Origin of the sequence: Leptospira fainei serovar Hurstbridge str. BUT 6 (assembly GCF_000306235.2) — a bacterium.
Taxonomy (GTDB): domain Bacteria; phylum Spirochaetota; class Leptospiria; order Leptospirales; family Leptospiraceae; genus Leptospira_B; species Leptospira_B fainei.
Window position 1 is genome coordinate 87,576 of record NZ_AKWZ02000001.1, and the last position, 22,994, is coordinate 110,569.

Annotated in this window: 24 protein-coding genes; 4 read left to right on the top strand and 20 right to left on the bottom strand. The window is 44.8% G+C overall.

What is annotated here, in order from left to right; genetic code table 11:
- Window positions 1-67: 67 nt before the first annotated feature.
- From flaA1 to LEP1GSC058_RS00390, 7 genes are all read right to left on the bottom strand, one after another.
- Window positions 68-1,024, bottom strand: a complete 957-nt coding sequence (gene flaA1 / locus LEP1GSC058_RS00360; RefSeq protein ID WP_016547769.1) for a flagellar filament outer layer protein FlaA1 — start codon at window positions 1,022-1,024, stop codon at window positions 68-70.
- Window positions 1,025-1,045: 21 nt separating this feature from the next.
- Window positions 1,046-1,765, bottom strand: a complete 720-nt coding sequence (gene flaA2, locus LEP1GSC058_RS00365) for a flagellar filament outer layer protein FlaA2 (protein WP_016547484.1) — start codon at window positions 1,763-1,765, stop codon at window positions 1,046-1,048.
- Window positions 1,766-1,800: 35 nt separating this feature from the next.
- Window positions 1,801-2,040, bottom strand: a complete 240-nt coding sequence (locus LEP1GSC058_RS00370) for a DNA-binding protein (protein WP_010570495.1) — start codon at window positions 2,038-2,040, stop codon at window positions 1,801-1,803.
- Between the two features lie 196 nt (window positions 2,041-2,236).
- Window positions 2,237-3,064 carry a hypothetical protein gene (locus LEP1GSC058_RS00375; RefSeq protein ID WP_039947789.1) on the bottom strand — a complete coding sequence of 276 codons (828 nt, stop codon included), beginning with the start codon at window positions 3,062-3,064 and terminating at the stop codon, window positions 2,237-2,239.
- A gap of 44 nt (window positions 3,065-3,108) precedes the next feature.
- Window positions 3,109-4,164 carry an LIC10775 family protein gene (locus tag LEP1GSC058_RS00380; RefSeq protein WP_232224578.1) on the bottom strand — a complete coding sequence of 352 codons (1,056 nt, stop codon included), beginning with the start codon at window positions 4,162-4,164 and terminating at the stop codon, window positions 3,109-3,111.
- A gap of 17 nt (window positions 4,165-4,181) precedes the next feature.
- A complete protein-coding gene (radA, locus tag LEP1GSC058_RS00385) occupies window positions 4,182-5,552 on the bottom strand; it encodes a DNA repair protein RadA (RefSeq protein ID WP_016547751.1) in 1,371 nt (456 codons plus the stop codon).
- Window positions 5,549-6,187, bottom strand: a complete 639-nt coding sequence (locus LEP1GSC058_RS00390; protein WP_016547755.1) for a ribonuclease D — start codon at window positions 6,185-6,187, stop codon at window positions 5,549-5,551. The genes radA and LEP1GSC058_RS00390 overlap by 4 nt, the downstream gene beginning before the upstream one ends.
- 280 nt (window positions 6,188-6,467) lie before the next feature.
- Here LEP1GSC058_RS00390 and LEP1GSC058_RS00395 point away from each other — a divergent pair, with 280 nt between their 5' ends.
- The 3 genes from LEP1GSC058_RS00395 to LEP1GSC058_RS00405 all read left to right on the top strand — a co-directional run bounded on the left by LEP1GSC058_RS00395 (window position 6,468) and on the right by LEP1GSC058_RS00405 (window position 10,862).
- Complete coding sequence (locus LEP1GSC058_RS00395; RefSeq protein ID WP_016547611.1) at window positions 6,468-8,396, top strand: glycoside hydrolase family 36 protein; 1,929 nt, start codon at window positions 6,468-6,470, stop codon at window positions 8,394-8,396.
- A gap of 90 nt (window positions 8,397-8,486) precedes the next feature.
- A complete protein-coding gene (locus tag LEP1GSC058_RS00400) occupies window positions 8,487-8,963 on the top strand; it encodes a putative lipoprotein (RefSeq protein WP_016547546.1) in 477 nt (158 codons plus the stop codon).
- Window positions 8,964-8,966: 3 nt separating this feature from the next.
- Complete coding sequence (locus LEP1GSC058_RS00405) at window positions 8,967-10,862, top strand: hypothetical protein (RefSeq protein WP_016547686.1); 1,896 nt, start codon at window positions 8,967-8,969, stop codon at window positions 10,860-10,862.
- 20 nt (window positions 10,863-10,882) lie between these two features.
- Here the strand turns inward: LEP1GSC058_RS00405 and LEP1GSC058_RS00410 are convergent, their stop codons facing one another.
- The 3 genes from LEP1GSC058_RS00410 to LEP1GSC058_RS00420 are packed head-to-tail and all read right to left on the bottom strand — an operon-like array spanning window position 10,883 to window position 13,712.
- A complete protein-coding gene (locus LEP1GSC058_RS00410; RefSeq protein WP_016547562.1) occupies window positions 10,883-11,986 on the bottom strand; it encodes a SpoIIE family protein phosphatase in 1,104 nt (367 codons plus the stop codon).
- Window positions 11,983-12,801 carry a hypothetical protein gene (locus LEP1GSC058_RS00415; RefSeq protein ID WP_016547531.1) on the bottom strand — a complete coding sequence of 273 codons (819 nt, stop codon included), beginning with the start codon at window positions 12,799-12,801 and terminating at the stop codon, window positions 11,983-11,985. Before LEP1GSC058_RS00415 ends, LEP1GSC058_RS00410 begins: the two co-directional genes overlap by 4 nt.
- Before the next feature lie 2 nt (window positions 12,802-12,803).
- Window positions 12,804-13,712 carry a histone deacetylase family protein gene (locus LEP1GSC058_RS00420; protein ID WP_198014368.1) on the bottom strand — a complete coding sequence of 303 codons (909 nt, stop codon included), beginning with the start codon at window positions 13,710-13,712 and terminating at the stop codon, window positions 12,804-12,806.
- A gap of 101 nt (window positions 13,713-13,813) precedes the next feature.
- Here LEP1GSC058_RS00420 and pyk point away from each other — a divergent pair, with 101 nt between their 5' ends.
- Window positions 13,814-15,238 (top strand): pyruvate kinase, encoded by a 1,425-nt coding sequence (gene pyk / locus LEP1GSC058_RS00425; RefSeq protein ID WP_016547684.1) that lies wholly within the window; start codon window positions 13,814-13,816, stop codon window positions 15,236-15,238.
- 54 nt (window positions 15,239-15,292) lie between these two features.
- Here the strand turns inward: pyk and LEP1GSC058_RS00430 are convergent, their stop codons facing one another.
- The 10 genes from LEP1GSC058_RS00430 to LEP1GSC058_RS00470 form a co-directional block, all read right to left on the bottom strand.
- The gene (locus tag LEP1GSC058_RS00430) at window positions 15,293-16,162 is read right to left on the bottom strand and encodes a mechanosensitive ion channel family protein (RefSeq protein ID WP_016547745.1); all 870 of its coding nucleotides are present in this window, start codon (window positions 16,160-16,162) and stop codon (window positions 15,293-15,295) included.
- Window positions 16,163-16,237: 75 nt separating this feature from the next.
- The gene (aroB, locus tag LEP1GSC058_RS00435) at window positions 16,238-17,329 is read right to left on the bottom strand and encodes a 3-dehydroquinate synthase (protein WP_016547660.1); all 1,092 of its coding nucleotides are present in this window, start codon (window positions 17,327-17,329) and stop codon (window positions 16,238-16,240) included.
- A complete protein-coding gene (locus tag LEP1GSC058_RS00440) occupies window positions 17,326-17,787 on the bottom strand; it encodes an NUDIX domain-containing protein (RefSeq protein ID WP_010570509.1) in 462 nt (153 codons plus the stop codon). The genes aroB and LEP1GSC058_RS00440 overlap by 4 nt, the downstream gene beginning before the upstream one ends.
- Before the next feature lie 13 nt (window positions 17,788-17,800).
- Complete coding sequence (rnc, locus tag LEP1GSC058_RS00445) at window positions 17,801-18,538, bottom strand: ribonuclease III (protein WP_232224579.1); 738 nt, start codon at window positions 18,536-18,538, stop codon at window positions 17,801-17,803.
- A 69-nt stretch (window positions 18,539-18,607) separates the two neighbouring features.
- A complete protein-coding gene (acpP, locus tag LEP1GSC058_RS00450) occupies window positions 18,608-18,841 on the bottom strand; it encodes an acyl carrier protein (protein WP_010412054.1) in 234 nt (77 codons plus the stop codon).
- Window positions 18,842-19,297: 456 nt separating this feature from the next.
- Complete coding sequence (fabG, locus tag LEP1GSC058_RS00455) at window positions 19,298-20,062, bottom strand: 3-oxoacyl-[acyl-carrier-protein] reductase (protein WP_016547534.1); 765 nt, start codon at window positions 20,060-20,062, stop codon at window positions 19,298-19,300.
- Window positions 20,063-20,202: 140 nt separating this feature from the next.
- Window positions 20,203-21,207, bottom strand: a complete 1,005-nt coding sequence (plsX, locus tag LEP1GSC058_RS00460) for a phosphate acyltransferase PlsX (RefSeq protein ID WP_016547593.1) — start codon at window positions 21,205-21,207, stop codon at window positions 20,203-20,205.
- Window positions 21,208-21,351: 144 nt separating this feature from the next.
- The gene (gene rpmF, locus LEP1GSC058_RS19835) at window positions 21,352-21,552 is read right to left on the bottom strand and encodes a 50S ribosomal protein L32 (RefSeq protein WP_084680309.1); all 201 of its coding nucleotides are present in this window, start codon (window positions 21,550-21,552) and stop codon (window positions 21,352-21,354) included.
- 75 nt (window positions 21,553-21,627) lie between these two features.
- Window positions 21,628-22,239 carry an ATP phosphoribosyltransferase gene (gene hisG / locus LEP1GSC058_RS00465; protein ID WP_010570514.1) on the bottom strand — a complete coding sequence of 204 codons (612 nt, stop codon included), beginning with the start codon at window positions 22,237-22,239 and terminating at the stop codon, window positions 21,628-21,630.
- A gap of 1 nt (window position 22,240) precedes the next feature.
- Entirely contained in the window at window positions 22,241-22,984 is a 744-nt protein-coding gene (locus LEP1GSC058_RS00470) for a tetratricopeptide repeat protein (protein WP_016547510.1), read from the bottom strand.
- Window positions 22,985-22,994 lie beyond the last annotated feature (10 nt).

Consider the following 22,994-nt stretch of genomic DNA (forward strand, 5'->3'; position numbering starts at 1 on the left):
GCGGAAGCTCTGAAGAGACATTCCGCGTATTTGTTCAGGGATAATCCCTGAATTCTGAAATTGAAGCTTACTGCTTGTTATTGTTTTGAGCAGTTCCGCCTTCACATTCCTTGTCGGCTTTCACTTTCAACATTTTATCTAACTTACGTTTTGAGCGGCAGTCATCTCCGTCGAAATCGATCGAGGCTCCGTCAAAGTGTACTTCGAACACATCCGAGAGAACGCGAAGTTCGTCGAAGAAGAGATACACCGTTTCACCGCTTGTATCCGGGCGAGAACGAATCTTAAACTGTTTGAAAACTAAGGTTTTAACCTGCGGATACGAATTTACGTCTTGAGGCACCGCGACCGGAATTTCGAAAGTCAAGGGTCTCCAGCCGATAAAGTCCAAAGATCCGAATTGGAAAATATGAGAGTCGCCTTTCCAGTCTTCCAACCAGCCTTCCAGATCGTATTCGTTTCCACGTCCGCAAACCCAAATCGAGACGGCTTTCGCTACTCCCGGAAATTCTACACCGTAGATTTTGAATTCTTTACGTTTGTTATTTGCATCCAGATAAGCCATTTTCCGAACGATCTCGTATTCCGGCGTCTTGGGCGGACGAATCGTGACCGAATTATCGCCAGGATACGTAAACGCGAATTTCACGCCTAAAACTTTGGAAGTAGTGGAGTCCACGTTCTTGATATCGCCGGGTTTTCCTGGCAAAAGTTTTACTTCGCGTAGCGCTTGAGAGTTCGAAGCGGTCGGCTGGTATTGCTGCGCTGCTTGGCCTTGAGGAACTTGCGTGTCCTTGTCGGTGGTGACCTCCCAGCCGTACGGAACTCCGTTGGCAGGGTTGTCCCAAGATTCGACGGTGATCGAACGTAATTCCATACTGCTTACGTCCATTCCGGTAGGGGTTTCGATTCCCCCTTTCTTCTTCTTGATGAACTGGGCGCTCACGCTACCCAGTAGAAGGACTGCACAAATTCCGAACGTGATCGTTGCGGTCGCTTTAAAATTTTTACTGAAGTTTCTCATGAGTAAATCCCTACAGGAAGATTACCAGTTGTCTTTGATCTCGGAACCGGGGTACTTCGTATCCGATTTATCGGCACGAACTTCCAAATCATCGACGTAAAAGTAGAAGGATCCCCCTACTTCATGAACATCGCTGGTGACAAATAAGGACACGAACCTTAAGTTCTTATCCAAAAGAGCAAAACGGGTGCTTTGAGGAACGAATCCCGGAACCGTAGCGGTTAGCTTTCTCCAACCGAAGTAATCCAAACGACCCAACCGGATATTATGAGTTTTACCTTTATAGTCTCTCAGCTTTACGAAGAGTGTATGTCTGAACTTACGTCCCAAACTCCAAAGAGAAACCTGACGAGCTTTTCCTTTAATGACATACTCGTGAGGAGGAAATACCTCGACTCTATCGAATCCGCGATCGTTAAAATAGGTCTTGATTCCTAAAATATGATTCTTATCTATCTGATCACCGCCGTTATCCGGAACGGTATTCTCGTCAAAAACGTCTCTGATAAGTCCTCGTTGGACCATTTTCAGGGTTTTAGTTTCACCCAGCGGAGTAGTGGCTCTAGCCCTCCAGTCCTCAGCCTCCTCGAAGTTTTCGAGGATGATCTTCTCGAGGGGATCCGGAGCTCCCGCCTGTTGGTTTGGGCCTTGATTCTGGTTTCCCCCGGTCTGCTGCCCGGAAGTTCCGGTCAGGGCCAAGAAAAAGAGAACTGTGGCGAGAAGGTACATCTTTTTCCCCATGAGAAATTCTCCTAAAAGATTTAGTGCAATCTTAACTAATTCTGAGCCGGAGGGAAATCCATTTCTTCAAGCGTTCCATCCTCAATGAGGCCTTGGAACTTCCGAAGAACTTCGATCATTCTGCCAACTCCTTCGGCTGGAATGAAAATCGAAGATTTTTTACTATTGGACCACTCGGAAACTTTTAGATAGTATCCGTTCTCATTCCGCTTCAGGTCCACCAGAAACTTTTTGCTCTGAGTGGCTACCTTTTCGGTAAGAATTTCGGGGTCCAAATAAAATTCTCCTTCCCGTCTCTGTGTATAAATATCGGTAGTCTAAGTTCCAAAATTAGCCAACTAAAAAGTTTTTTAAGCCTTTCTTTAAAAAATCCACAAGATTCCGATCTTCCTTCCCTTTTTTGGTCAAATGCTACATAAACGAATACGATTTTCCCGGCAAATCCTGAAATTTACCTTGTCCGGGCCTAATTCAAGAATTCGATTCCTTGTTTCTTCTCCTCCAAACGATTACTCCGACTACCCAAAGGTAATTGAGCATGATTAATCCGGACATACCATACAGGCCGGTTCGAACCAGGGCGGCTTCCGGATCGGAAAGCGGTAAAAGAATTCTCGGTTTTGCAGAAACTCGGAGATGATGGATCTTTCCCGACTCTTCGACCGCTTCCAAATAATAGGGAAACAGTGCGGAAGTGGATAAAGACTCCCCTACACCCGTATTTTGCAGATCCCAATCGCAAATTGAATCGGCTAAATTCGGACAGGCAGCCCAGGTTTGGATCGGATCTCCCTCTTTCCAAGCAAAAGAGACCCATGGGACGACATGAAAATAAAGAGGTTTTTGAATGGCTCCGGGGGCTTTGGGTCGAACTACGGAAGTCTTTTTTGCCTGGTATTTATATAGAAATCGGGCATTGGAAAACCGAAAAATTCGCACTCCGGGAAATTCGGACAGAGTATCCGGTCCGGTGGAGTTTTGGTAATGGAGTCCTAAAAAGTATCCGAATGAATGACTCAAATATAGGGTTGATAAAGGTCCGGAGAGAAATCCCAAAAATAGGGCAAAAAAAACCGCATTTCCGTAAACCTTCGTTAGCTTTAATGCCGCGAAAAATAAGGGTAAAAAAAGCAAAACGAGCAAGGCGACCGCGGATAGGATCGATCCAAAAATCCCGATCGGCAGGAAAACGGCGGCCATCCCATTTACAAACAACAACCCCAATCCTAATAATCGCCAGGGGGGCTCGGGCTTCGGCCAACGGTTCTTGTCCCAGGTTTTGACGAGTCCAAAAATCATTCGAATATCGTTCCTACAGGCCGCGGAGCCTATAAATCGGATATTTATTCTACGACAACACTGGAAGAAAATCCATCCCAGATTTTCTTAGCTTCCGGCTCATATTGTTCGGGAAAAGATAGGGTAAACAGTAATCCCCGCCTTCCCCGAAGGTAGAATTTTTCCAAAATGACCATCTTGGTTCGTCTGCCGTCCGGAGTTGTTGCGGTAAAGGTTGTTCTATAAATATTATCCTCTTTCTTTCGAAGATAATTCCATTCGTGCATGGTTCGAGCATTGATTCCGCGAAGTGCATCCCAAACCAGGTAATAATTTTTTGCGTCGAATGCGAGCGGATGAAAGTGTAGGGAAGTTCCGATCGTAAAAAGAATGCGATCTGGCCGAAAGAACAATAAGCCTTCGCTGTTTTTTCTATATTCGCTTTCCCAATTCTTGGGAAGAGTTTCCGTCGGAAGATTTCTATAAAAGCGATGTACCTGCCATCGTAGGTCGGAATCCTCTCCTGAAAATTCCCGATCCTCATCCGGAAACAAATATCGTAAATTTGGATCCAAATCCAAGGAATATGCATAATCCGTGCTTCGCAACCGAAGACTCCCGGCGTGCAGGCAACCGAACGGATCCGTTAATCGGAATATTTCCTTTTCCTTATGCGAGTAAAAGTCCAGGTATTGACCCAAAAGAGAAGAGGCTTTTCGACTACTTTCCGTAGTTAGCTTTCCATACCGAAGGTTATAACAAACCGTCATACCCTTCAACAGACGGATAGCGGCGTAAGGACTCGCGTGTTTGCGTAAAGACTCTGCCTCGCTATAATGCAAATCCAATTCTTCCGTTTTGGGAAACACTTCCTTCCAGTCTCGATCGATAACGAATTCGACTCTTCCGTCTTTGTAAAATCGATAATTCCTACCTCTTGAATCGGTTTTCCAAACGTAATGAGCGCTAAGCCGAAAAGCACTCTGTAATTTGTTATGAAGAAGCTCCTCTTTTTTTTCCTGATCGCTAAACCAGGGTTGGCGGAGCAAAGGATCGATTTCCTGTTCCTGAGCAAAGGAAGCCGGAGAAACCAGGAGAACGGCGAGGAAGAAGAGGCTCACCGTTATAACGCTCGGATTCACCGGAACAATCCTTCTAGCTCCGAGAGAGATTTGATGCCGACTAGTTTCAAGTCGGGAATCGTTTCAATCTCTGCGAGATTTCCTTCGGGAAGATAGACTGTTTCCATTCCGATTCCCTTTAATTCCTTTAAGCGAAGGGAAATCTGTCCGACCGATCGAACCTCTCCGGAAAGCCCCACCTCTCCCAGGACTGCAGCCCTGGATTTTACGGGTCTTTCGGTATAGCTGGATAAAATGGATGCGCAGATAGCGAGATCGAGAGCCGGTTCGTCTACTTGAAGACCGCCTGCCAAATTTCCGAAGATATCGCATTCTGAAAGTTTATGACCTAAATATTTTTCAATCACTGCGGCTAAAAGAATGACGCGTCGAGTATCGGGCCCCTCCGCCATTCGTCTTGCTTGGGAATAATTCGTTCGACTCACGAGTGCCTGAACTTCGACGCTCAACGCACGACTTCCTTCTAAGACCGCACTGATTACCGATCCGCTTTTTCCTTCGGTTAAGGAACTGATAAATACATGATGTCGATCCTTGACTTCACGAAGTCCCGTTCCCAACATTTCGAATACGGCCAAATCACCGACCGCTCCAAAGCGGTTTTTTACGGCCCGCAAGAGCCTGAAATAATTCAGTCGGTCCCCTTCGAAATAGAGAACCGTATCCACCAAATGCTCCAAAATTTTGGGTCCGGCGATAGCGCCGTCTTTAGTAATATGACCCGTCATTACGATAGGGATTCCGGTTCGTTTAGCGGTCTCCATTAATACTTGCGTGCATTCCCGTAATTGAGTGACTGTCCCGGCTTGATTCGGCAACGCTTCCCGGGTCAAAGTTTGAATGGAGTCCACGAAGACCAAATCCGGTTCGGTATCCTCGATCATGGCCGATACGTTTTCTGCATACGTTTCGGAGGAAAGCAGAAGATTCGGAGAAAGTACGGACATTCTTGCGGCCCTCAATCCCACTTGAGAGGCCGATTCTTCACCGGAGATATATAAAAGTTTCCGACCTTGTTCGGACAGCTTCCTACTGATCTCTAAAATCAGAGTGGATTTCCCTACGCCGGGTTCGCCGCCGATCAAAACCAAGCTTCCCGGAACAAGTCCGCCGCCTAATACCAAATCCAGCTCGGACAATCCCGTAAGGATTCGCTCCGTATCTTCGGAAGGAACTGAATCGATCGGAATCGGATGTTTGTAAGCGGCGTTCTTTCGCAACGCCGACGAAGAAGAGGAAAAACGATCCCCACCCGACTCCTCTACGATAGTATTCCACTTTCCGCAAGAATCGCATTTTCCGGCCCATCGCGGATAATCTTGTCCGCAGGACTGGCAGAGAAAAAGTTTTATGGCCTTCTTTTTCAATGTTCGAATAAATTTTCCATTTCCAACCAATCCAGTTGGTTAAAGACGGGAAGACAGGCAAAACATTCTTGTGCGAGATCAAAGCGGCCCTCTCTCAATAAGATTTGCGTTAATTTCTGCTCCAAGGAAATGAGAAAAAGTACGTCTCCGGAAGCGTAATCGATCTGATCTTTAGTCAAGATTTTGGCTCCCCAATCGGAAGATTGATTTTTTTTATCCAAGATTTCGTCGAAAAATTCCCGAATGATATCTTTGAGTCCGTGTCTATCGGTATATGTCCTAGCCAACTTAGAGGCGATCTTCGTACAAAAAATACCTTTCGTCTCGATACCTAGTCGGTAACGCAAAAATAAAGTGTCCATTCTTGCAAAATGAAATACCTTAATAATATCCGAATTTTCGAATAAACGCTTTAAGCGCGGAGCCTCTTTTTGCTCCGGAAGAATCTGGACGAGACTGACTCGATTACGAGAGTCGCATATTTGAACCACGCATAATCTATCTCGACGAGGATTCAGTCCCATCATTTCGCAATCCACCGCGAGTCGGTCGTCGGTTAGATATTCGTTTAATCTCTCTTCGGAGAGATCTCCGGGAAATAGGTCCGGTTTTACAGGGGGACGATTAGATGCCATAAAACCAAACTTACGGCGTATCCCGCCTAAAGCCAGTAAAGTTCGCACCGAGACAAATCGGTTCCCTACGGAAAATTTCCGTAAATAGATCCGTCGATCAGTCCGGAAAAGATAGTGACGGAAGCCGGTTTTTTTTCTTTTCTACTGCCGGATTTCGGAAACTATCGTCCATGTTTTCGTCCATCAGCCGCCTTTTGCCAAATTTTCGAGCCCATAGTGCCGAAAGCCGGAACAGATCGACTGTGTGTTTGGATAAAAAAATAAGATACCGGGATCAGAAATGAACGCCATTTTACGTACGAGAATTTATGAGAATCAATCGATTTCGAGATTCGAATTTTCCGCAGGATCGAAAGAGGCTGTCAGTGATTGTGGAACTTATCGTCTATCGCTTAAGTTGCAAAAAACGGCGGGAAAATATACGTATTTTCCTCAGCTAGACTGGATCGCAGATCGCCGTCCACAAGCCGGCCTTGAATTATTAACTCTCGAAATCGAACTGCCCGAACATGGATTAAATGAAGGAAGGATTTTCTTTCACGGATACCAATCCTGGAGCCTTTCCGCAAGTCACGATTGGAAAGAGTCGGACGAATCTCCGAAGCTGGCGTTCTTACAATATTCTCAAGAAAACATCTATTCGTCCCATTCCGGAGCCTCGGAGGATTGGATTTCGGAAGGATTTGTCTTAGCGCTTTCAAAAGGAGCGGAGCAAAACTATTTTGCAGGGGTCATAGGAAAAGGTCAGGAAGGCGTAAAATTTAGAATCCGCTCAAAGGAACGCCTGCTGGAAAATTCGGATAAAAAAAACCTAAAATCCGAAGCGATCGCAATTTACGATATTTTCAGATACGAGGATTTTAAAGGGAATAAGCTCCCGTTGACGCCGATACGAGTGGTAAAATTCAAGGGAGATGAATCGCTATTTCTTAAAAACTATTTCACCGAATTAGGAAGAAATTTCAAAGTAAAGCTTCCTCAAATTCCCGTTCCGACCGGTTGGTGCTCATGGTATCATTATTACACAAAAATTTCGGAAAAGATTATATTAAAAAACCTGAAAGCGCTTAGAACCAAGAATTTCGGAGTGAAAGTATTTCAGATCGACGACGGCTACCAGACTGAAATCGGCGACTGGTTGGACACCAACGATCGGTTCCCCGGAGGAATGAAACTTCTTGCAGACGCGATCAAATCCGAAAAATTTATTCCAGGAATTTGGCTGGCGCCATTTCTCGTTAGAAAGAAATCCAAATTCTTCCAAAAATATCCGGAAGCGGTTCTTAAAGATCGAGACGGGAGCCCGGTTCCGGCGCTCTGGAATCCTCTTTGGGGATTCGATTATACTTATACATTAGACGTCTCGCATCCTGCTTCTAAAGAATTCTTAACCCAAGTGATCCGAACTATCGTAAAGGATTACGGATACGAATATTTAAAATTGGATTTCCTATACTCCGCGCTTCTGCCCGGTTGGACGTACGATCGCAGCGAATCGCCTCACACACGTTATATCGAAGCGATTAAACTTATCCGAAAGGCCGCCGGAAAAGACGTGTTTTTACTCGGATGCGGAGCGCCGATCGTTCCATCGATCGGACTCTTCGATGCCATGAGAATCTCTTGTGATGTGGCTCCGTTTTGGGGCAGGGAAAAGAAACGAATTTTTGCCAATGACAGAAATGCCCTGTGCACGGAGCGGGCGCTGATTAACGACATCACTCGGGCGTCTATGCATAGAACTCTTTGGTTCAATGACCCGGATTGTCTACTGGTTAGGGACAAAAAAAATAAAATGACCCCTGCTCAGACTAAAATTATGGCAAGCGTAATGGGTGTTTCCGGCGGCATGCTCTTCGTATCGGACGAGATCGCTTTATTAACTCAAGAAAGGGAAGACCTTCTGAAAAAGACCCTCTACCTGCAAGGTAAGTGCAGAAATAAAACCCCACTCCCGATCGGAATCGGTTCCGAATTTTTTCCGAGCGCTCTCTATAACCCTGCGGGTTTTCTCGGCATCTGGAATCCGAGCGACACAAGTCGCGAAATAGAATTAAATCTTACATTTCCTTGGGAGAAGAAAAACACGATCGACTATTGGACAGGGCAAATCGTGGATTCGCTGGAAATCGAACCTCGAAAAAAGATTCTTAAGATTCGTCTAGGAGCTTGGGAATCCGTGGTACTTTCGTCGGGAAAACTCGGTTGACGATCGGATAAAAAAAGCTCAGGATTGGCCCTGCGTGTCACAAACTTTCTTCCTCGTAAAATAACTCGAGGAAAAGACGAGGTATTACGAATGAAATTATTAAGAAAGAGCGTAGGAATCGCCGCAATCGCGTTTGCCCTGCTTACACTACAAAACTGCTTTATCCTGGACTTTTTTGCGTCCGTATCGCAGTCCGTTTCAAAATCGTCCGATTCCGTTCAAAGTCTTTCCAAGTCCGTATCATCTATCTCGGCTTCCATATTCTCTTCATCTTCCTCGGACGATAAGAACGAAAAGAAAGCTTTTCGGAGAGATGTGGAAACCTTAACCGCAATTCATCTGAATAACGGATTGGTCTCGGATGAGTTTGAGGCGGACTTAGCCTCTTTGGCTCGCAAAAACGGAATCAACAACTGGAGATCTTCCGAGGTAACCTATCTAGCAATCGGTCGCGGAATGAGAAAAGCAGGAGTAGAAACGGATCGATTCAATAGTTTTGCACAGGAATTCGCGGTTTCTCGCCCGGAAGTTGCCAAAGCTTTGCGCAAAGGATATACCTCCATTTAAAAGGTGATACCTCCCGTTCTCAAAAGGCGGTCGATCCTTATAGACCGCCTATTCATTCTTTTTTTAACTTATTTACCTTTCGCGCCTTCGATTCAAGCCGAGCATTTATTAGATTTCGTTTATGTAGATGCGAATACGGGACAATCTAGCGGCGGCCATTCCGCGCTGAGAATGGACGATACCATCTATCATTTTCAGTATTATCCTGACGAAATTTTTCGACTGATCCGGGAACCTTACGAACGTTTTTCCCATTCCTATAATGTATATTCCAATCGAAGTAGTAAAATCGTCCGATTTTCCCTGCCAAACGAAGGCTGGGAGAAAATTAGAATCGGACTCGACAGATTAAGCCTCCAACAGTTCAAGCATTTGAGTAATTTGGATTCTATGCGATCCGATGTATTATTCTTTAAGGAAATTCTTTCCTCAGATCACAAAGTATCCATTTCAGCTCTGGGTTACTTTCATGAGACTCCGAACTCGGAATTAACGAACAAATTATCAGAGCGCCTTAGATCGGAATTAGGAAGCTCTTGGCTGGGAAATATTCGCTCAAAGATAAAATCGGAAATGTTCCAAGCTTCCCAAGAGGGGAAATTTTCCTCTTTCCCGCGATACCCTTCAACCGATCCGAAATCCTACCCCTTTTACACCGGAGGACCGTCCAATTGGATTATATTACGATTAGAAAAATTATCTTTCTTGAATATATTAACAACCGGATCAGGCCTGAACTTAGAGACTACCTTTTCTCCGATTTCGGATTCGATTAGCGATCGAGAAAGAAACCGATTGAACGATCTCAAAGAAACATTAATATTGTCTTTAATTGCGTCCCTTCGCGAAGATAGTCCCGACTGGGGCTACCCCTCTCTGGTGTCTCTTGCGAGAATACTCGCTATCGAAGAGAGTCTAGGTTCGGGCAAACTGCATTTTTTGATTACCTTTCCTCCTCTAACGGATGCAATTTCACAGGAAAGTATAAGGGAACATATCGTGTTGGCTGAAAAGGCTTCCGAAGAATTATACGCCGCCTCGACCCATTTCAGAGAGACGATAAATTCCTTACATGACTTAAGCGAAGAAGATTATCGAAAGTGGGAAGATTTGGAAAATCGGGCCTTCGAACTACGGACAGGCCTAACTAGAAAAATTTCCGTTCGGAATACGTTCGAAAAACTATCGCCTACTCTACCAGCCAAAATCGCCTACTCTTTTCCCCTTCCAACCGAATCGGAACTGCGAAAATCCCTACTAAATAGCGAAGATAGGGAGAAGAAATATTATAATAACTTAAAATATTTATATAGATTCCATATTCTCGGCAAAAATTGTACCACGCAAATTTTCGACTCCCTAGAGGACATTCTATCAGGAACCGAGTATGCAAAATGGTTGGGAGAAAAAGTGAACCCAAGACGATCTTTCTCCTTTATACCGTTCGTCGCGTACAATCGCGTAAAGAACGATTGGAATTTTCGATCCGAGGAATCGATTCCTTCTTACAGAAAGCGTAAGCTGGAATTAATGAGCCGAAGCGAGTCCTCTCTGATTGTATCTCTTCGCGAATCGAACACCATAAGTTCCACCATTTACGAATCCAATCCCGAGGATTCTAGTTTTCTTTTTTTCACCGATGACGTATTCTTCGTCCGACCTATTTACGGAATTGCAAACCTCGGGTACGGGTTAGGCAACGGAATTTTCGGAGTTTTTACTCTTCCCTTCGACGGAGGAAAGCGCATTAAAAGCGGATTTCAATCCGCTTTTTTCTCCCTTCCTGAATTGGCCTTCTTTAATATTCGAAAAGGGTCTTTTCCGAAAGTCTCCCCGAAAGAAACTCCAAAATCCAGCTCCATAGATTCGGATTCTAATAAAACGAGCGACCTTCCATAACGGTTCCGAAGAAATCGAATCTATAACTGAATCAACATGTAGCTCGAGTCGTCACGAAATTCACGAGTCGGTAACGTGGCTTTAGAATAGACGCGAATGGCTTCCTGAAGCTCTTCGATCGGACGATCTTTTTTGCGTAATTCTTCTAGTTCCGTAAAAAGAGGACTGGAAAGATTATTCAACAATCCGTCGCTATACAAAAATAATATATCTCCGCTTTGAAAAGGAACTTCGTGCGCCTCAAATTCGAGTTGATCCATGATTCCCAATAACTGACCGGACTTTTCCTTTAAGAGAAGCATTCCTTCTTTCCTATATAAAACCGGAAAAGGATGCCCCCCCCTTGCATAAATGAGTCTCTTCTTTTCGGGTTTTATCACTATGACCGCCGCAGTCAAACTATGAGTTCCGATTTCGGTTGAAAGCTCCTCGTTCATTCTACGCAGTACGTGCGAAGGGTCGTCCTTTTCCTTGTAAGCTTCTCTCGCGATGCTCGTCATTAAAAGTCCGATCAGTCCGGACGTCACCCCGTGATCTTCTATGTCGCCTAACAACGCCATAACGGTTCCATTCGATTTGGAAAGAACATAAAAATCGCCGCTTACAAAGGATGCCGGAGTGTTATCGACCAGCACCTTATACGGCGAAAAATCCGGAATCGATAAAATTTTTCGCTGAATCTTGGAAGCAAGACGAAGGTCGCGTAAAATATTCTCATCTCTCGCCTCCTTCTCCTTAACTAAAGTATAATAATCCAAAGCCCTTTGCACGGCGATTCGAACCGTTTGTAGGGAAAACGGTTTTAAAAGAAAATCGGAGGCTTTATGAGTAAGAGAAGTGACTACGTTATTGATATCCCTCTCACCGGTCATCATGATCACCTGCGTTGCCGGATTCAGGTTTTTGAAATACGGTAGGACGTCCAATCCGCTCGTATGAGGCATATGAATATCGAGAAATACGATCGGATTCGCTTCTTTCTCGAAATATTCTTTTCCTCGATCCACCGAATCAAAAAAAGTCGAGTTGTATCCTAACTTCTGAAGTAAAACTTCTAGCGCTTCTCCTACATCACGATCGTCGTCGATGATTAAGATTTCAGGCTTTATGGAAAGTGATGTCATTTTTTGATCCTGGAAAATGCCTTGGACTTGGAAATCTTGGCAACGGTAGAATCATATTCTTCGTCAAACAAGGATTTTTCTAAATACGTGTTTATGCAGGATACCATTTCGCCATAACTCCATTTATAAACGTTGGAGGCGATATCGTCCATTATTTCCCCCGAATGAATTGCGCCTGAAAGAGAACGAAGATTTTCTTTCCGAAACGAACGAAGTAACGCTCTGAATTCTCCCTCTTTTTCCGGATTGAGGAACCGAAAGTTTTTATGGAACAGAACAGCATCGTGAAAATATTCCGGAATATTGAACGCGCCCGCCGCGCCTATTTTACTGGCAAGCAGACGAATAAAACTAGTGATCTCGTTCATCACATTCAGGCCGGGATATTCCTGGCCTTCAAATAACCGTTTCTTTTCCTTCAATTTTCCTAAACGAACATTTTGACTCAACAACCAATCGATATAAACCATCGGGAACGCCTCGCCGACTTTTTTAAAAAGAAAATCGGAAAACTTCAGGCGCATATGCACTAGAACGGCGTTGTTCGGTGTTTTTATATAAATTCTATTGTCTACTTCCGAAATTCCCTGAATTTCAAGATTTGTCTTATCGAATCCGCGGAAGGCAAGCATCTCGAACATTCCGCTATCCGTCAAAAGTTCGGCGACTTCCTCTTTCGAAAAACGGTTAAAGAGAGTGTCTTCTATTCCGAGATGCGTTTTAAATTCCCGATTAATGTCGATCAAACCCAGTGCATCTGGATCGATATAATTTTCACCCGCGCCGGATTTATCAGAATTTGAAAAAATACTCATTATTAAATCAGAGAGGCGAATACCCGGATGGTATTAAAATGAATTCTAACCGTATCATGAAAATTTCTAGCATAGCCTCCCGCCGGGAGAATCACTACCGGAACATCCAACGAATCCGCAAATTCCTTTACGATCTTATCTCGTTTCTTAAGTCCTTCGAAAGTTAATTTTAAATCGCCGAGCGAATCGTCTTCGAAAGGGTCGGCTCCTGCAAAATAATAAATCAAGTCGGGAGTAAAATTAGCCCGAGTCTTATCTAATCCTTGCACTAACGCCTTTAAGTACGTCTTATCGTCCGTGCCGTTATCCAAAGGAATATCAAGACTTGAATGCTCCTTCTTCGGATATAACTGCTCCTGATGCATAGAAAAAGTCCATACCGACCGATCGTCTTTAAAAACTTTCGCATTCCCGTTTCCTTGATGCAAGTCCAGATCGATATACAATACCTTCTTATCGGGATATTTTTGAAGATATAATTTTGTCGCGACTGCGGCGTCGTTTAAATAACAAAATCCCTCGGCACGATCGGGCATGCTATGATGAAATCCTCCGCCGATATGGTACACATATTTGTAATTCTCGGTAGTCTCCGTCGCTAAAATCGTTCCGCCCACTCCTAAGCAAAAACTGCGAACAATTTCCTTGTTCAAAGGCAGCTCCGAATACATGGTTCGATCCGTATAACGAAGATTCATAAAGTCTGAAAGAAATTCCGGAGTATGAACCAAGCTGAGTTCTTCAACTCCCACCGGGGCCGGTTGTAATGCGACTAAACCGGAAAGTTTCGGATCTTCCTTGACTAGGTTGTATATCATCCCGTACTTACGAGCAGGGAATACGTGGGCGCCCAAGTCCATATTATATTCCGGATGGTAAATGAGAGCGATCCGTTCTAACTTTTGTCGCAAAGGAGCGTGCCTTTTTTTTCCCAAGCTTACCCTTCCGTTTCGCCCCGTAAAGAAGGAAATCGCAGTCTTATATACGTCCAACATCTCGGAGGTTCCTATTCATGTTTAGCCCGGAAAAGAAAACAAAAATCGTCTGCACCATCGGTCCATCCTCCTCGGAAGAGTCTATAATCACTTCCCTATTGCGGGCGGGAATGGACATCGCAAGAATGAACTTTTCCCACGGCACACACGAAGATCACAAAAAAATCTTCGAGAAACTTCGAAAATGCGAATCCGAATCCGGCGTTCCACTCGGAATCATGGCGGATTTGCAAGGACCCAAAATTCGAACCGGAAAACTTCGCGTTCCTCAAGTCGAATTGGAAAAAGGTAAGACAATTCGCTTACTCGCAAATCCGGATTACTTAGGAGACGCGGAAGCTATCGGCACAACCTTTCCCACTTTAATCGAAGACCTAAGAGCCGGCGACAAACTTCTCGTCGATGACGGTAAATTGGTTTTGGAAGTGGATTCGAAAACCGACTCGGAAGCCGTTTTAAAGGTTTTAATCGGAGGCGTCTTAAAAAGCAACAAAGGAATCAATTTACCCGGAACGCCTATCTCCGCTCCGGCGCTCTCCGAGAAGGATCTCTCCGATTTGAAGTTCGCTCTTAGTCTTGGAGTAGATTACGTCGCATTGAGCTTCGTTCGTCGCGCGAGCGACTTAGAGATGGCTCGTGAAATGATGAGAGGGACATTGACCGGCCTCATCGCAAAGATAGAAAGACCGGAGGCAATCCGAAACATCGACGAAATTATAGACGCGGCCGACGGAATCATGATCGCCCGTGGTGATCTCGGCGTCGAAGTGGAGACGGAAAGAGTTCCGGTTCTACAGAAAGAATTAATTTTTAAGGCCAATCGCGCGGGAAAACCGGTCATAACTGCGACTCAAATGTTGGAATCGATGGTGGAAAATCCAAGACCGACCAGAGCGGAAGCGAGCGACGTGGCGAACGCGGTCATGGACGGTACGGATGCCGTTATGCTATCCGGTGAATCCGCGAGCGGAAAATACCCGGTCGAATCCGCCGAAATGATGGCGAAAATATTAAGGGAAGCCGAGAATATCGATCGAATTTACGAGATCCATTGGAATCTAAAAAAATCCGAGTTGGAAGTCGAAAGAGCCGCCTTAGGTTCCGCCGCTCGAGAAATCGCGCATGACATTCATGCGAAAGCGATCGTTAATTTTACCAGGAGCGGTTATTCGGCGCTCATCACATCGGAGATGAGGCCCAAGGTTCCTATTCTTTCTTTTACTCCCTATCTTGCTACGGCGAGAAAAATGAAACTATATCGTGGAGTTCAGCCTTATGTCATGCCCTTCATGGACACGTTTCAGGATATGATTCGGCACATGGAAACGAAATTGGCCGAAGATGGAATGCTCGGCCCGGGAGATATCGTAGTGATTCTTTCGGGCGCCCCCGGCGGGCAGGCAAAGTCGGTTGATTTTTTACAAATTTATAAAATACGATAAACTAAATCCGATTTCTCCGCGAATTTCTTAACGAAACTTTAAAGCAGGGTTCTTTTACGCTAAAGGGATCTGCGCGTTTTCGAACTCTTTGAGTATCTCTCGGGAAATATTGGCCCTTTGATTTCGCTTCTCTTTAATATGCGTCAAATAGCGGAGTGAAAATAAGATTCCGCCTTCCTCGGCGCAAATATAAACGATCGGCGTCGTGATCCCTAAACGAACCAGATAATTTTTGGAAAGTTCGCGAGCGGTATAATCGATTTGATGTCGATCGATGATCGATTCGTTTTTAATGATCGAGTTTAAAATCGTCTCCGCATTTTGCCAATTCGCACCGTGAGGAATTTTTACCCTGAACTCGTCCCAAACGAACCCCATCTTTTCTTTTACCACATAGACCTTATGCAAAATCACCGAATGATTCGGAATATGGACAAGACGATTCGTCGATTGTTCCGACTTCGGATCGGAACTGAGTTCCATTAAAGTAAACCGATTGAGGCCGATATTGACCACATCTCCCTTTATCCCGTCCAATTCGATGCGATCCCCGACTTCGAATCCGTTACTTCCGTGAATTAAGAACCAGCCCACATAGTTCAGAGTGATATCTTTTAAAGAGATGACGATACCCGCTCCGGCAAGGCCCATCACAGTGGGAAGATAGGACAGTCCGGAAAAAATGATCGGGAGGAGAGAGATCGCACCCACGACCACAAAGGATATCCGAGTCATTCTACGGCGGTTGTATTGGGCAGAGGCGTCCGTCGGCGGCTTTATCCGATCGAATAGTAGAACGAAACTCTTATATATTACGACTAGAGAAAAAATGAAATAAACTACTAAGACGAACTCTTGGGAAATAGAGCGGTCCTTTAGTTTCAACAAATGGAACGGATTGATTAACTCTAAAATTTCTTCCATAAGCCGGGAAGGAACAATTTAACCGAAATAGCCCGTTTCGATCAAGGTTATTCTAGCTCGAATGGGATTCCTTTTTTATAACTTCTTTTGCCTGCGAAACGCTTCGGCAATTTCTCCGAGAGCGACAGGTATGTCCCAAACAGCTTCACCCGGAGATTTTAACAAAACGAACCGGACCGAATTACCTACGTTTTTTTTATCATGCAGCGTATGAAGCGCGACCTGTTTGGATTTACTATCATCCCGATACGGCAAATCATAATTTTGCAAAATACTCTTAACGAGATCGATAAAAGAAGTGTCGAGACCTTCCTTTTCGGAAGATAAAATCATAGCAGTAAGTAAACCGATTGAAACAGCTTCCCCATGAGAATATTTTCTATATTTCGTAAGAGACTCTATAGCATGAGCGGTCGTATGACCTAAATTTAAAGTTTTGCGCAGTCCTGTTTCCCGCTCGTCTTGTCCTACTATTTTGGCCTTAAACCGAACGGACTCGGCGATGAAGTCGTGAAGAACCGAAGACTCGTGATCGTATATTTCCGACCCGTGATTCTTAATCTTCTCCAAATACTCACCGCCCTCCAATAAGGAATGCTTTACGATTTCCGCCATACCGCATCGCCATTCCTTTCTCGGAAGAGTGGATAAAGCTGAGAATGGAGCAAATACAAACTCGGGCTGGTAAAATGAACCGATCATATTCTTGCCAAGGTCTGCGTTGACGGCGACCTTTCCGCCGACGGAAGAATCGACGCAAGCCAATAGACTTGTAGGAATTTGTGCAAACCGCACTCCTCGTAAAAATGTGGATGCGATAAATCCCGCAAAATCTCCGACCACTCCGCCGCCGATCGCGAGTATCAAACTTTTACGATCCGCGCCGGAACGAATTAATTGATTATAGACTTCCGCAGTACGCCCGATATGCTTATTCTTCTCACCGCCCCTAATGTAGATCTCTTGGACCGGTAAACCGATCGTCTGCAACTCTTGATTGTAAAATTTGGAAAAGAGGCCGGCTAGTTTTCGTTCCGTTATTATAAAGACGGAAGAAATCCCGTTAATATTTAAAATCGATCTCGCCAAACCCTTGAAATCGCGATTCAAAATAATCGGATATTCTTTCGAGGACGTCTTAATTATAATTTCCTGAATCGGATTCATTTATCGTACACCCATTGACTTTTAAGATACGGTGCGGGCTTGAATTTCACCGATGAAAGATAGGATTTGATGTCGGGTCGAATATCCATTTCCTTAATGGCTGCGACCGGAAAATATCCGAATCCGGTAATCGCTTTCTCCTTTAAATTCATTTCCGGATCCAATTTTTTCACCTTTGTTAAAAAAACCAATTGTATAAGATGACGATTTCCTTTCGGGTCTATGGATTCGTTTAGAAATAGGAAAGAAGCCGAAGTGACGTCGAGTGAAAGTTCTTCCTTCAGTTCTCTCCGCAATGCTTCTTCCGCGCTCTCTCCGAATTCGATTCCACCCCCCGGCAATAACCAATAATACGAATCCTTTTTCTTCTGCTGTAAAAGCAGGATTTCTCCCTGTCTATTCCGGATCAACGCGGCGACCCGGACACGTAAGCCTTTTTTCTTGAAGAAGAATTCCATTCGAGTTCGTGAGTCAGTCTTTTATTCCGAGGATCTTAAGCATTTTGCGCGCGGCATCTTGTTCCGCAAATTTCTTATTTCGCCCCGTGCCTTCCGCCTCGTATTTATCCCGAATTCTTACGCTAACAAGAAACGTCTTCGCGTGGTCCGGTCCTGATTCCTGAATCAATCTATAGGTAGGCAGCAGCTTAAACTTCCTTTGGCATGTTTCCTGGAGAAGAGTTTTGAAATCCTTTACAGACTCCATCTTTTCAGGATTTTCCGCAAATGCTATTAAATGATTCAGAATTATTTTTTCCGCAATCTCGAGTCCTTGATCCAAATAGATCGCGCCGATAAGGGATTCGAAAAGATTTGCGCTTAATTTTTTCTGGCTCGAGCCCTGGCCCTCGCCTTTGCCCAATAATACATGGTCTGACAACTTTAAATGATTGCTAACGATATTTAAAACCGCTGTGGAAACTAATTTGGCTTTGAGCCTGGAAAGTTCCCCTTCCGTTGCATGAGGATACTTTCTATACAAAAAACGAGCGACGACCAATCCCAATACGGAATCACCCAGAAATTCCAAACGTTCATTATCTTCTTCGAATTCGGAACTTTCATTTTGATACGAACTATGAACGAATGCAAGTTCGAGTAGCTCCGTTTTCTTGAAACGGATCCCCAACGAGTCGCACAATATTGTCAGGCCTTTCAGCCTTTCGAGCTTGTTAAGTTTCGTTTTAGAAGGTGGAATTTTTTTTATCAAAGGAGTTTGATAAAAGAGGGAAAAAAAGAGAATTCCGAGTTCCCGTAAGAACCCGGAAATCTAGTCAAATTAGGACTTAAGAGCGTCGATGAATTTGATAACATCGCCGACGGTTTGGATCTTTTCTGCATCCTCGTCGGAAATTTCAACACCGAACTCCTCTTCAAGAGCCATTACTAGCTCAACGGTATCAAGGGAGTCTGCTCCAAGGTCATCGATGAAGTGCGCTTCGGGAGTGACTTCGGATTCGTCGACTCCGAGTTGCTCAACGATGATGGACTTTATCTTTTCGAAATCTGCCATTTGTTTCCTCCGTACCACCGAAGTGGTATGTAAGTTTTAGTTAGGTTTAGAACTGGGGATTAATTCATCCACCGATTTTTAAACATTTTTATCTGGAAAGTTTTGGCAAGCGTTAACGGATTAGATTCCGAAAAAAACCCGTTAGAAAAGAAAAATCCGAGGAAAAAATTTCGTAAGTGAAAAGTCACATTTGATCAAAGTTTCTTTCAATAAAATGAGGAACTTATTTTATTCCGGAATTCTAACTTGGAAAACCAAACTAAAATCGAAAATACGAACTTGATTTCATTCAAAATTCGCAATGAAACTCTTCTTTCGAACGAACGCTAGGAGAAACTTGCGCATTTAGCTAGACATTCTAACGGCGTTCGCTGTGCATAATGCAGAAAAACGAAAAAGCCCGGTAAAAACCGGGCTTTTGGTTGCGATTTCTTCGTAGAAAAAGCTTCGTTTTTCTTACGCTTGAACTCCCGGTAGAAATCCTCCGCCGTTTACTTCGATCACTTGTCCAGTGATAAAGGAAGAAATATCCGATGCAAGAAAAGCGATCGTATTCGCGATATCTTCGGGTTGTCCGGCACGTTTCAAAGGAATGGCTGCAATCATCGCCAAACGGAGCTTTTCCGGAATCGCATCGGTCATTTCCGTATGAATGAATCCCGGAGCGATCGCGTTGCAACGAATCTTACGGGAAGCCATTTCCAATGCGACTGCCTTCGTAAACCCGATTACCCCGGCTTTGGACGCAGAATAATTGGTTTGGCCGATATTACCGTTCACTCCGGCAATAGAGGATAAGTTAATAATCGATCCCCCGTTCGGATTCTTTGCCATGAACTTAATGGCGGCTTGAGTGCAATTGAAGGTACCAGTAAGGTTAACGGCAATAACCGCATCCCATTGCTCTTGCTTCATTCTAAGAAGCAAAGTATCTTTGGTAATTCCTGCGTTATTTACGAGGATATCGACGGAACCGAACGCATCCACCGTCGCTTGGATACCCGCGTGCGCGGATTCAGTATTTGCAACGTTGACGGAAATTCCGATGGCTTTTACGCCGGTAGCTTTCGCGATTTCAGCAGCAGTTGCCTTACTCGCTTCTTCGTTCAAATCTGCAATTACAACATTTGCACCGGCTTGAGCCAGTTTAAGAGCGGTTGCTTTCCCAATTCCACGGGCAGACCCGGTAATAATGGCATTTTTGCCTTTCAGATCAATCATTGGTTTCTTTCCTCACCAGATTCTGCGGTTAGCGTATTTTCGGCTTCCGAGGGGTCAAGGGGTTTTGCCCGGAAGCATCATTCAAATATCATAAAGAATGATCCCAAAACGGAAAAAGTTCCTTCTTCGCGGGAGGAGAATTAAATATTATATTTTTTAATGTCTTCGGTGATTCTATTATTTACGTCTCGTTCGGCGCACTCTACTACGACTCGAATTGCGCTTCTTACTGCGAGAGCATTGGACGAGCCGTGTCCGATCAGGCAGGTTCCATCGACGCCCAATAATAACGCTCCCCCGTATTCGGCGTAATCCAAACGCTTCTTAATCGCAGTAAAGGTGGGTTTTAAGAGAAGAGCTCCCGTTTGAGCCAAACTGGATTGCGCGATGCTTTCGCGTAGGACGTTAAAGATCGATTTGGATAATCCTTCCGTTGCCTTCAGGACGATATTGCCTACAAAGCCGTCGCAAACGACTACGTCCACTTCGCGACCACCACCATAAAGATCCCGACCTTCCACATTACCTACAAATTCGATCGGAAGTTTTCTTAACAATTCAAACGCCTTCTGCGTGACGGAATTCCCCTTCTTATCCTCTTCTCCGTTGGAAAGCAGGCCTACTTTCGGTCTCCGAATGGCGAAGATTAGACGAGAATAGATTTCTCCCATGACTGCAAACTGAGCCAAGTATTCCGGTTTGCAATCAACGTTTGCGCCCGCGTCTACGAGTAATGTAGGAGGTCCTTTCTCTCTTGGAATCGGGGCAGCAATCGGCGGACGAAGAACTCCGGGAATTCGGCCCAAATAAAGAAGCGCGGAAGCCATCGTCGCTCCCGTATTTCCGGGAGAAAACATACCGACACAGCTTTTATCCGCGACTAATTGCGCTGCTTGAACGACGGAAGAGTCCTGCATCGCTCTGACTGCGATCGAAGGAGAATCCTGCATCTCTATAATTTCGCCGGCATGTACGATACGAATCTTCTCCGTATCATAATCATACTTCAGAAGAATTTCACTGATCTCTTCTTCTTTGCCTACGAGAACTACGTTGCGCTTGTCTTCGTTAACTGCTACTACAGCGCCTTCCACGATCCGATCCGGACCGTAATCGCCGCTCATCGCATCGACGGCGACCCACATAGGAAACTTTAAAGGCCGGTTGGCAGACCGCTCTCAAGGTTTGAGAACGGTCGGTTGGAAAACTTCCCACGGGATGCGGGAACAGAAAATATATGGAGATTGGCTCCTATCCGGTCGCCGGTATTAAAAGGCGCCATAGGAAAATTAAGTCTCTTCGTTAGACTTCCTAACTTTAGGCTCCAGAACTACGCGGTCTTTGTAGAAACCGCAAACTGGACAAATTCTATGCGGTGGGCGAAAAGAATTGCAGTTCGGACAGGGGACCAGGTTGGGTTTACCGATCGCCTGATGGGACCGTTTCATCCTTACTTTGGATTTAGATTTTCGTCTCTTAGGAACTGCCATTGTTCTTCTCTATTAGATAAGGTCGTTTTACGACTATGATTTTTTTTGACGGCGTTTATACAACTGTTTTTCAAACTATGCAAAGGAATCCAGAAATTCGCCGGCTTCCTGCCGCTTCGAATACAGGGAGGACCGGTTAAATACCAATCTTGCGGTAGATTCTAGAATTGTCTCGATTTCTTTCAAATTATTCGCACGTAATGTACTCCCGGTAGATACCAGATCGACAATACAATCCGACAATCCTACTAGTGGAGCAAGTTCGATACTCCCATACAGTTTAATAACTTCGCAACTGATCCCTTTCGAAAGGAAAAAATCCCGGGCAATATTCGGGTACTTTGTCGCTACACGAACCTTGCGTCCGCCCGAGCTGAGATTCCAGCCTTGCGGAGCGGCTACGGATAATCTACACTTTCCGATACCGAGATCCAGGGGTAAAAGAAGGTCGTATCCACCCTCTTTCAAAACATCCCAACCGACAATACCGGCATCCGCAGCGTTTTGCTCCACGTACGTTGCGACGTCTTGGGAGCGGACGAGAAGAATTCTCACCTTCCCCTTTGAATCCTTGTAAATGAGTTCTTTGGAATCCGGATCGGGACGGCCTTCAAGCCACCCCTTTGAAATCATAAGTTCGATGCTCTCCTCTGCGAGTCGCCCTTTCGGAAGCGCCAGAGTCAGCATATCAAGATCCTTGATTCAATTTTACTAAAAGATACGTAGAGAGTTCGCGAACCGATTTATATTCGTCGGAGGGAGAGGAAATTTCCTGTTCCAAAACCTTACGAAGATTTTCTTTCGCCTCCGTCTTTTTGCCGTTCTTCGCTTTTAAGCGGGCGGATTGGTAGAGACTCCAGGAATAAAATCCCGCGACGTTCCTGCGATTGTTTAGAAGCGAGACTGCGGTATCGTAGTCCGCTTCCGCTTCGGGAAATTGATTTCCACTTTCGCGATAATTGCCTGCAATATAGAAAAAATAAGCCTTAAGCTCCGGAAGTTCATCTATTTCCTTTCCGGCCCATTCCAATTTGGTCGCAGCTTTCGAAAATTCTCCGTTACGCGCGTATAAATCGCCTATAATTTTAGAAAGGCGAATGTTTAAGGATTTAGAATGGTAAGTTGCGGCAACTTCTTCGTACTGCTTGATCTTATCCGCAAGGTCGATGGTTGGATTCAGAAGAAATTTCTTTTCCAGAGCTTCGACCGCCAAAGTCCCCTTACGGAACTGGTCGGCGCGATATTCGTTCCAGCCGACAACCGCTATCGTAGTAACGATCAAAACGACGACACCGATCAGAACTTGTTTTCGATACTCACCCACTTTCGCAAAGAAAATGGTAAACGCTCTCTCCGCACCTTTCAAGTCCGCGTACGGATCAACGTTCACCTGCACGGATGATTTAACGTTCTTTGGTTCGAACCGTTTCATGGAGTCTTCC

Bases quoted from the DNA above. Each gene is read 5' to 3' on its own strand.
- flaA1 (WP_016547769.1), bottom strand. From the start codon at position 1,024: ATGAGAAACTTCAGTAAAAATTTTAAAGCGACCGCAACGATCACGTTC.
- flaA2 (WP_016547484.1), bottom strand. From the start codon at position 1,765: ATGGGGAAAAAGATGTACCTTCTCGCCACAGTTCTCTTTTTCTTGGCC.
- LEP1GSC058_RS00375 (WP_039947789.1), bottom strand. From the start codon at position 3,064: ATGATTTTTGGACTCGTCAAAACCTGGGACAAGAACCGTTGGCCGAAG.
- LEP1GSC058_RS00390 (WP_016547755.1), bottom strand. From the start codon at position 6,187: ATGGCATCTAATCGTCCCCCTGTAAAACCGGACCTATTTCCCGGAGAT.
- LEP1GSC058_RS00395 (WP_016547611.1), top strand. From the start codon at position 6,468: ATGAACGCCATTTTACGTACGAGAATTTATGAGAATCAATCGATTTCG.
- LEP1GSC058_RS00400 (WP_016547546.1), top strand. From the start codon at position 8,487: ATGAAATTATTAAGAAAGAGCGTAGGAATCGCCGCAATCGCGTTTGCC.
- LEP1GSC058_RS00410 (WP_016547562.1), bottom strand. From the start codon at position 11,986: ATGACATCACTTTCCATAAAGCCTGAAATCTTAATCATCGACGACGAT.
- LEP1GSC058_RS00415 (WP_016547531.1), bottom strand. From the start codon at position 12,801: ATGAGTATTTTTTCAAATTCTGATAAATCCGGCGCGGGTGAAAATTAT.
- pyk (WP_016547684.1), top strand. From the start codon at position 13,814: ATGTTTAGCCCGGAAAAGAAAACAAAAATCGTCTGCACCATCGGTCCA.
- LEP1GSC058_RS00430 (WP_016547745.1), bottom strand. From the start codon at position 16,162: ATGGAAGAAATTTTAGAGTTAATCAATCCGTTCCATTTGTTGAAACTA.
- aroB (WP_016547660.1), bottom strand. From the start codon at position 17,329: ATGAATCCGATTCAGGAAATTATAATTAAGACGTCCTCGAAAGAATAT.
- LEP1GSC058_RS00440 (WP_010570509.1), bottom strand. From the start codon at position 17,787: ATGGAATTCTTCTTCAAGAAAAAAGGCTTACGTGTCCGGGTCGCCGCG.
- acpP (WP_010412054.1), bottom strand. From the start codon at position 18,841: ATGGCAGATTTCGAAAAGATAAAGTCCATCATCGTTGAGCAACTCGGA.
- fabG (WP_016547534.1), bottom strand. From the start codon at position 20,062: ATGATTGATCTGAAAGGCAAAAATGCCATTATTACCGGGTCTGCCCGT.
- plsX (WP_016547593.1), bottom strand. From the start codon at position 21,207: ATGTGGGTCGCCGTCGATGCGATGAGCGGCGATTACGGTCCGGATCGG.
- rpmF (WP_084680309.1), bottom strand. From the start codon at position 21,552: ATGGCAGTTCCTAAGAGACGAAAATCTAAATCCAAAGTAAGGATGAAA.
- hisG (WP_010570514.1), bottom strand. From the start codon at position 22,239: ATGCTGACTCTGGCGCTTCCGAAAGGGCGACTCGCAGAGGAGAGCATC.
- LEP1GSC058_RS00470 (WP_016547510.1), bottom strand. From the start codon at position 22,984: ATGAAACGGTTCGAACCAAAGAACGTTAAATCATCCGTGCAGGTGAAC.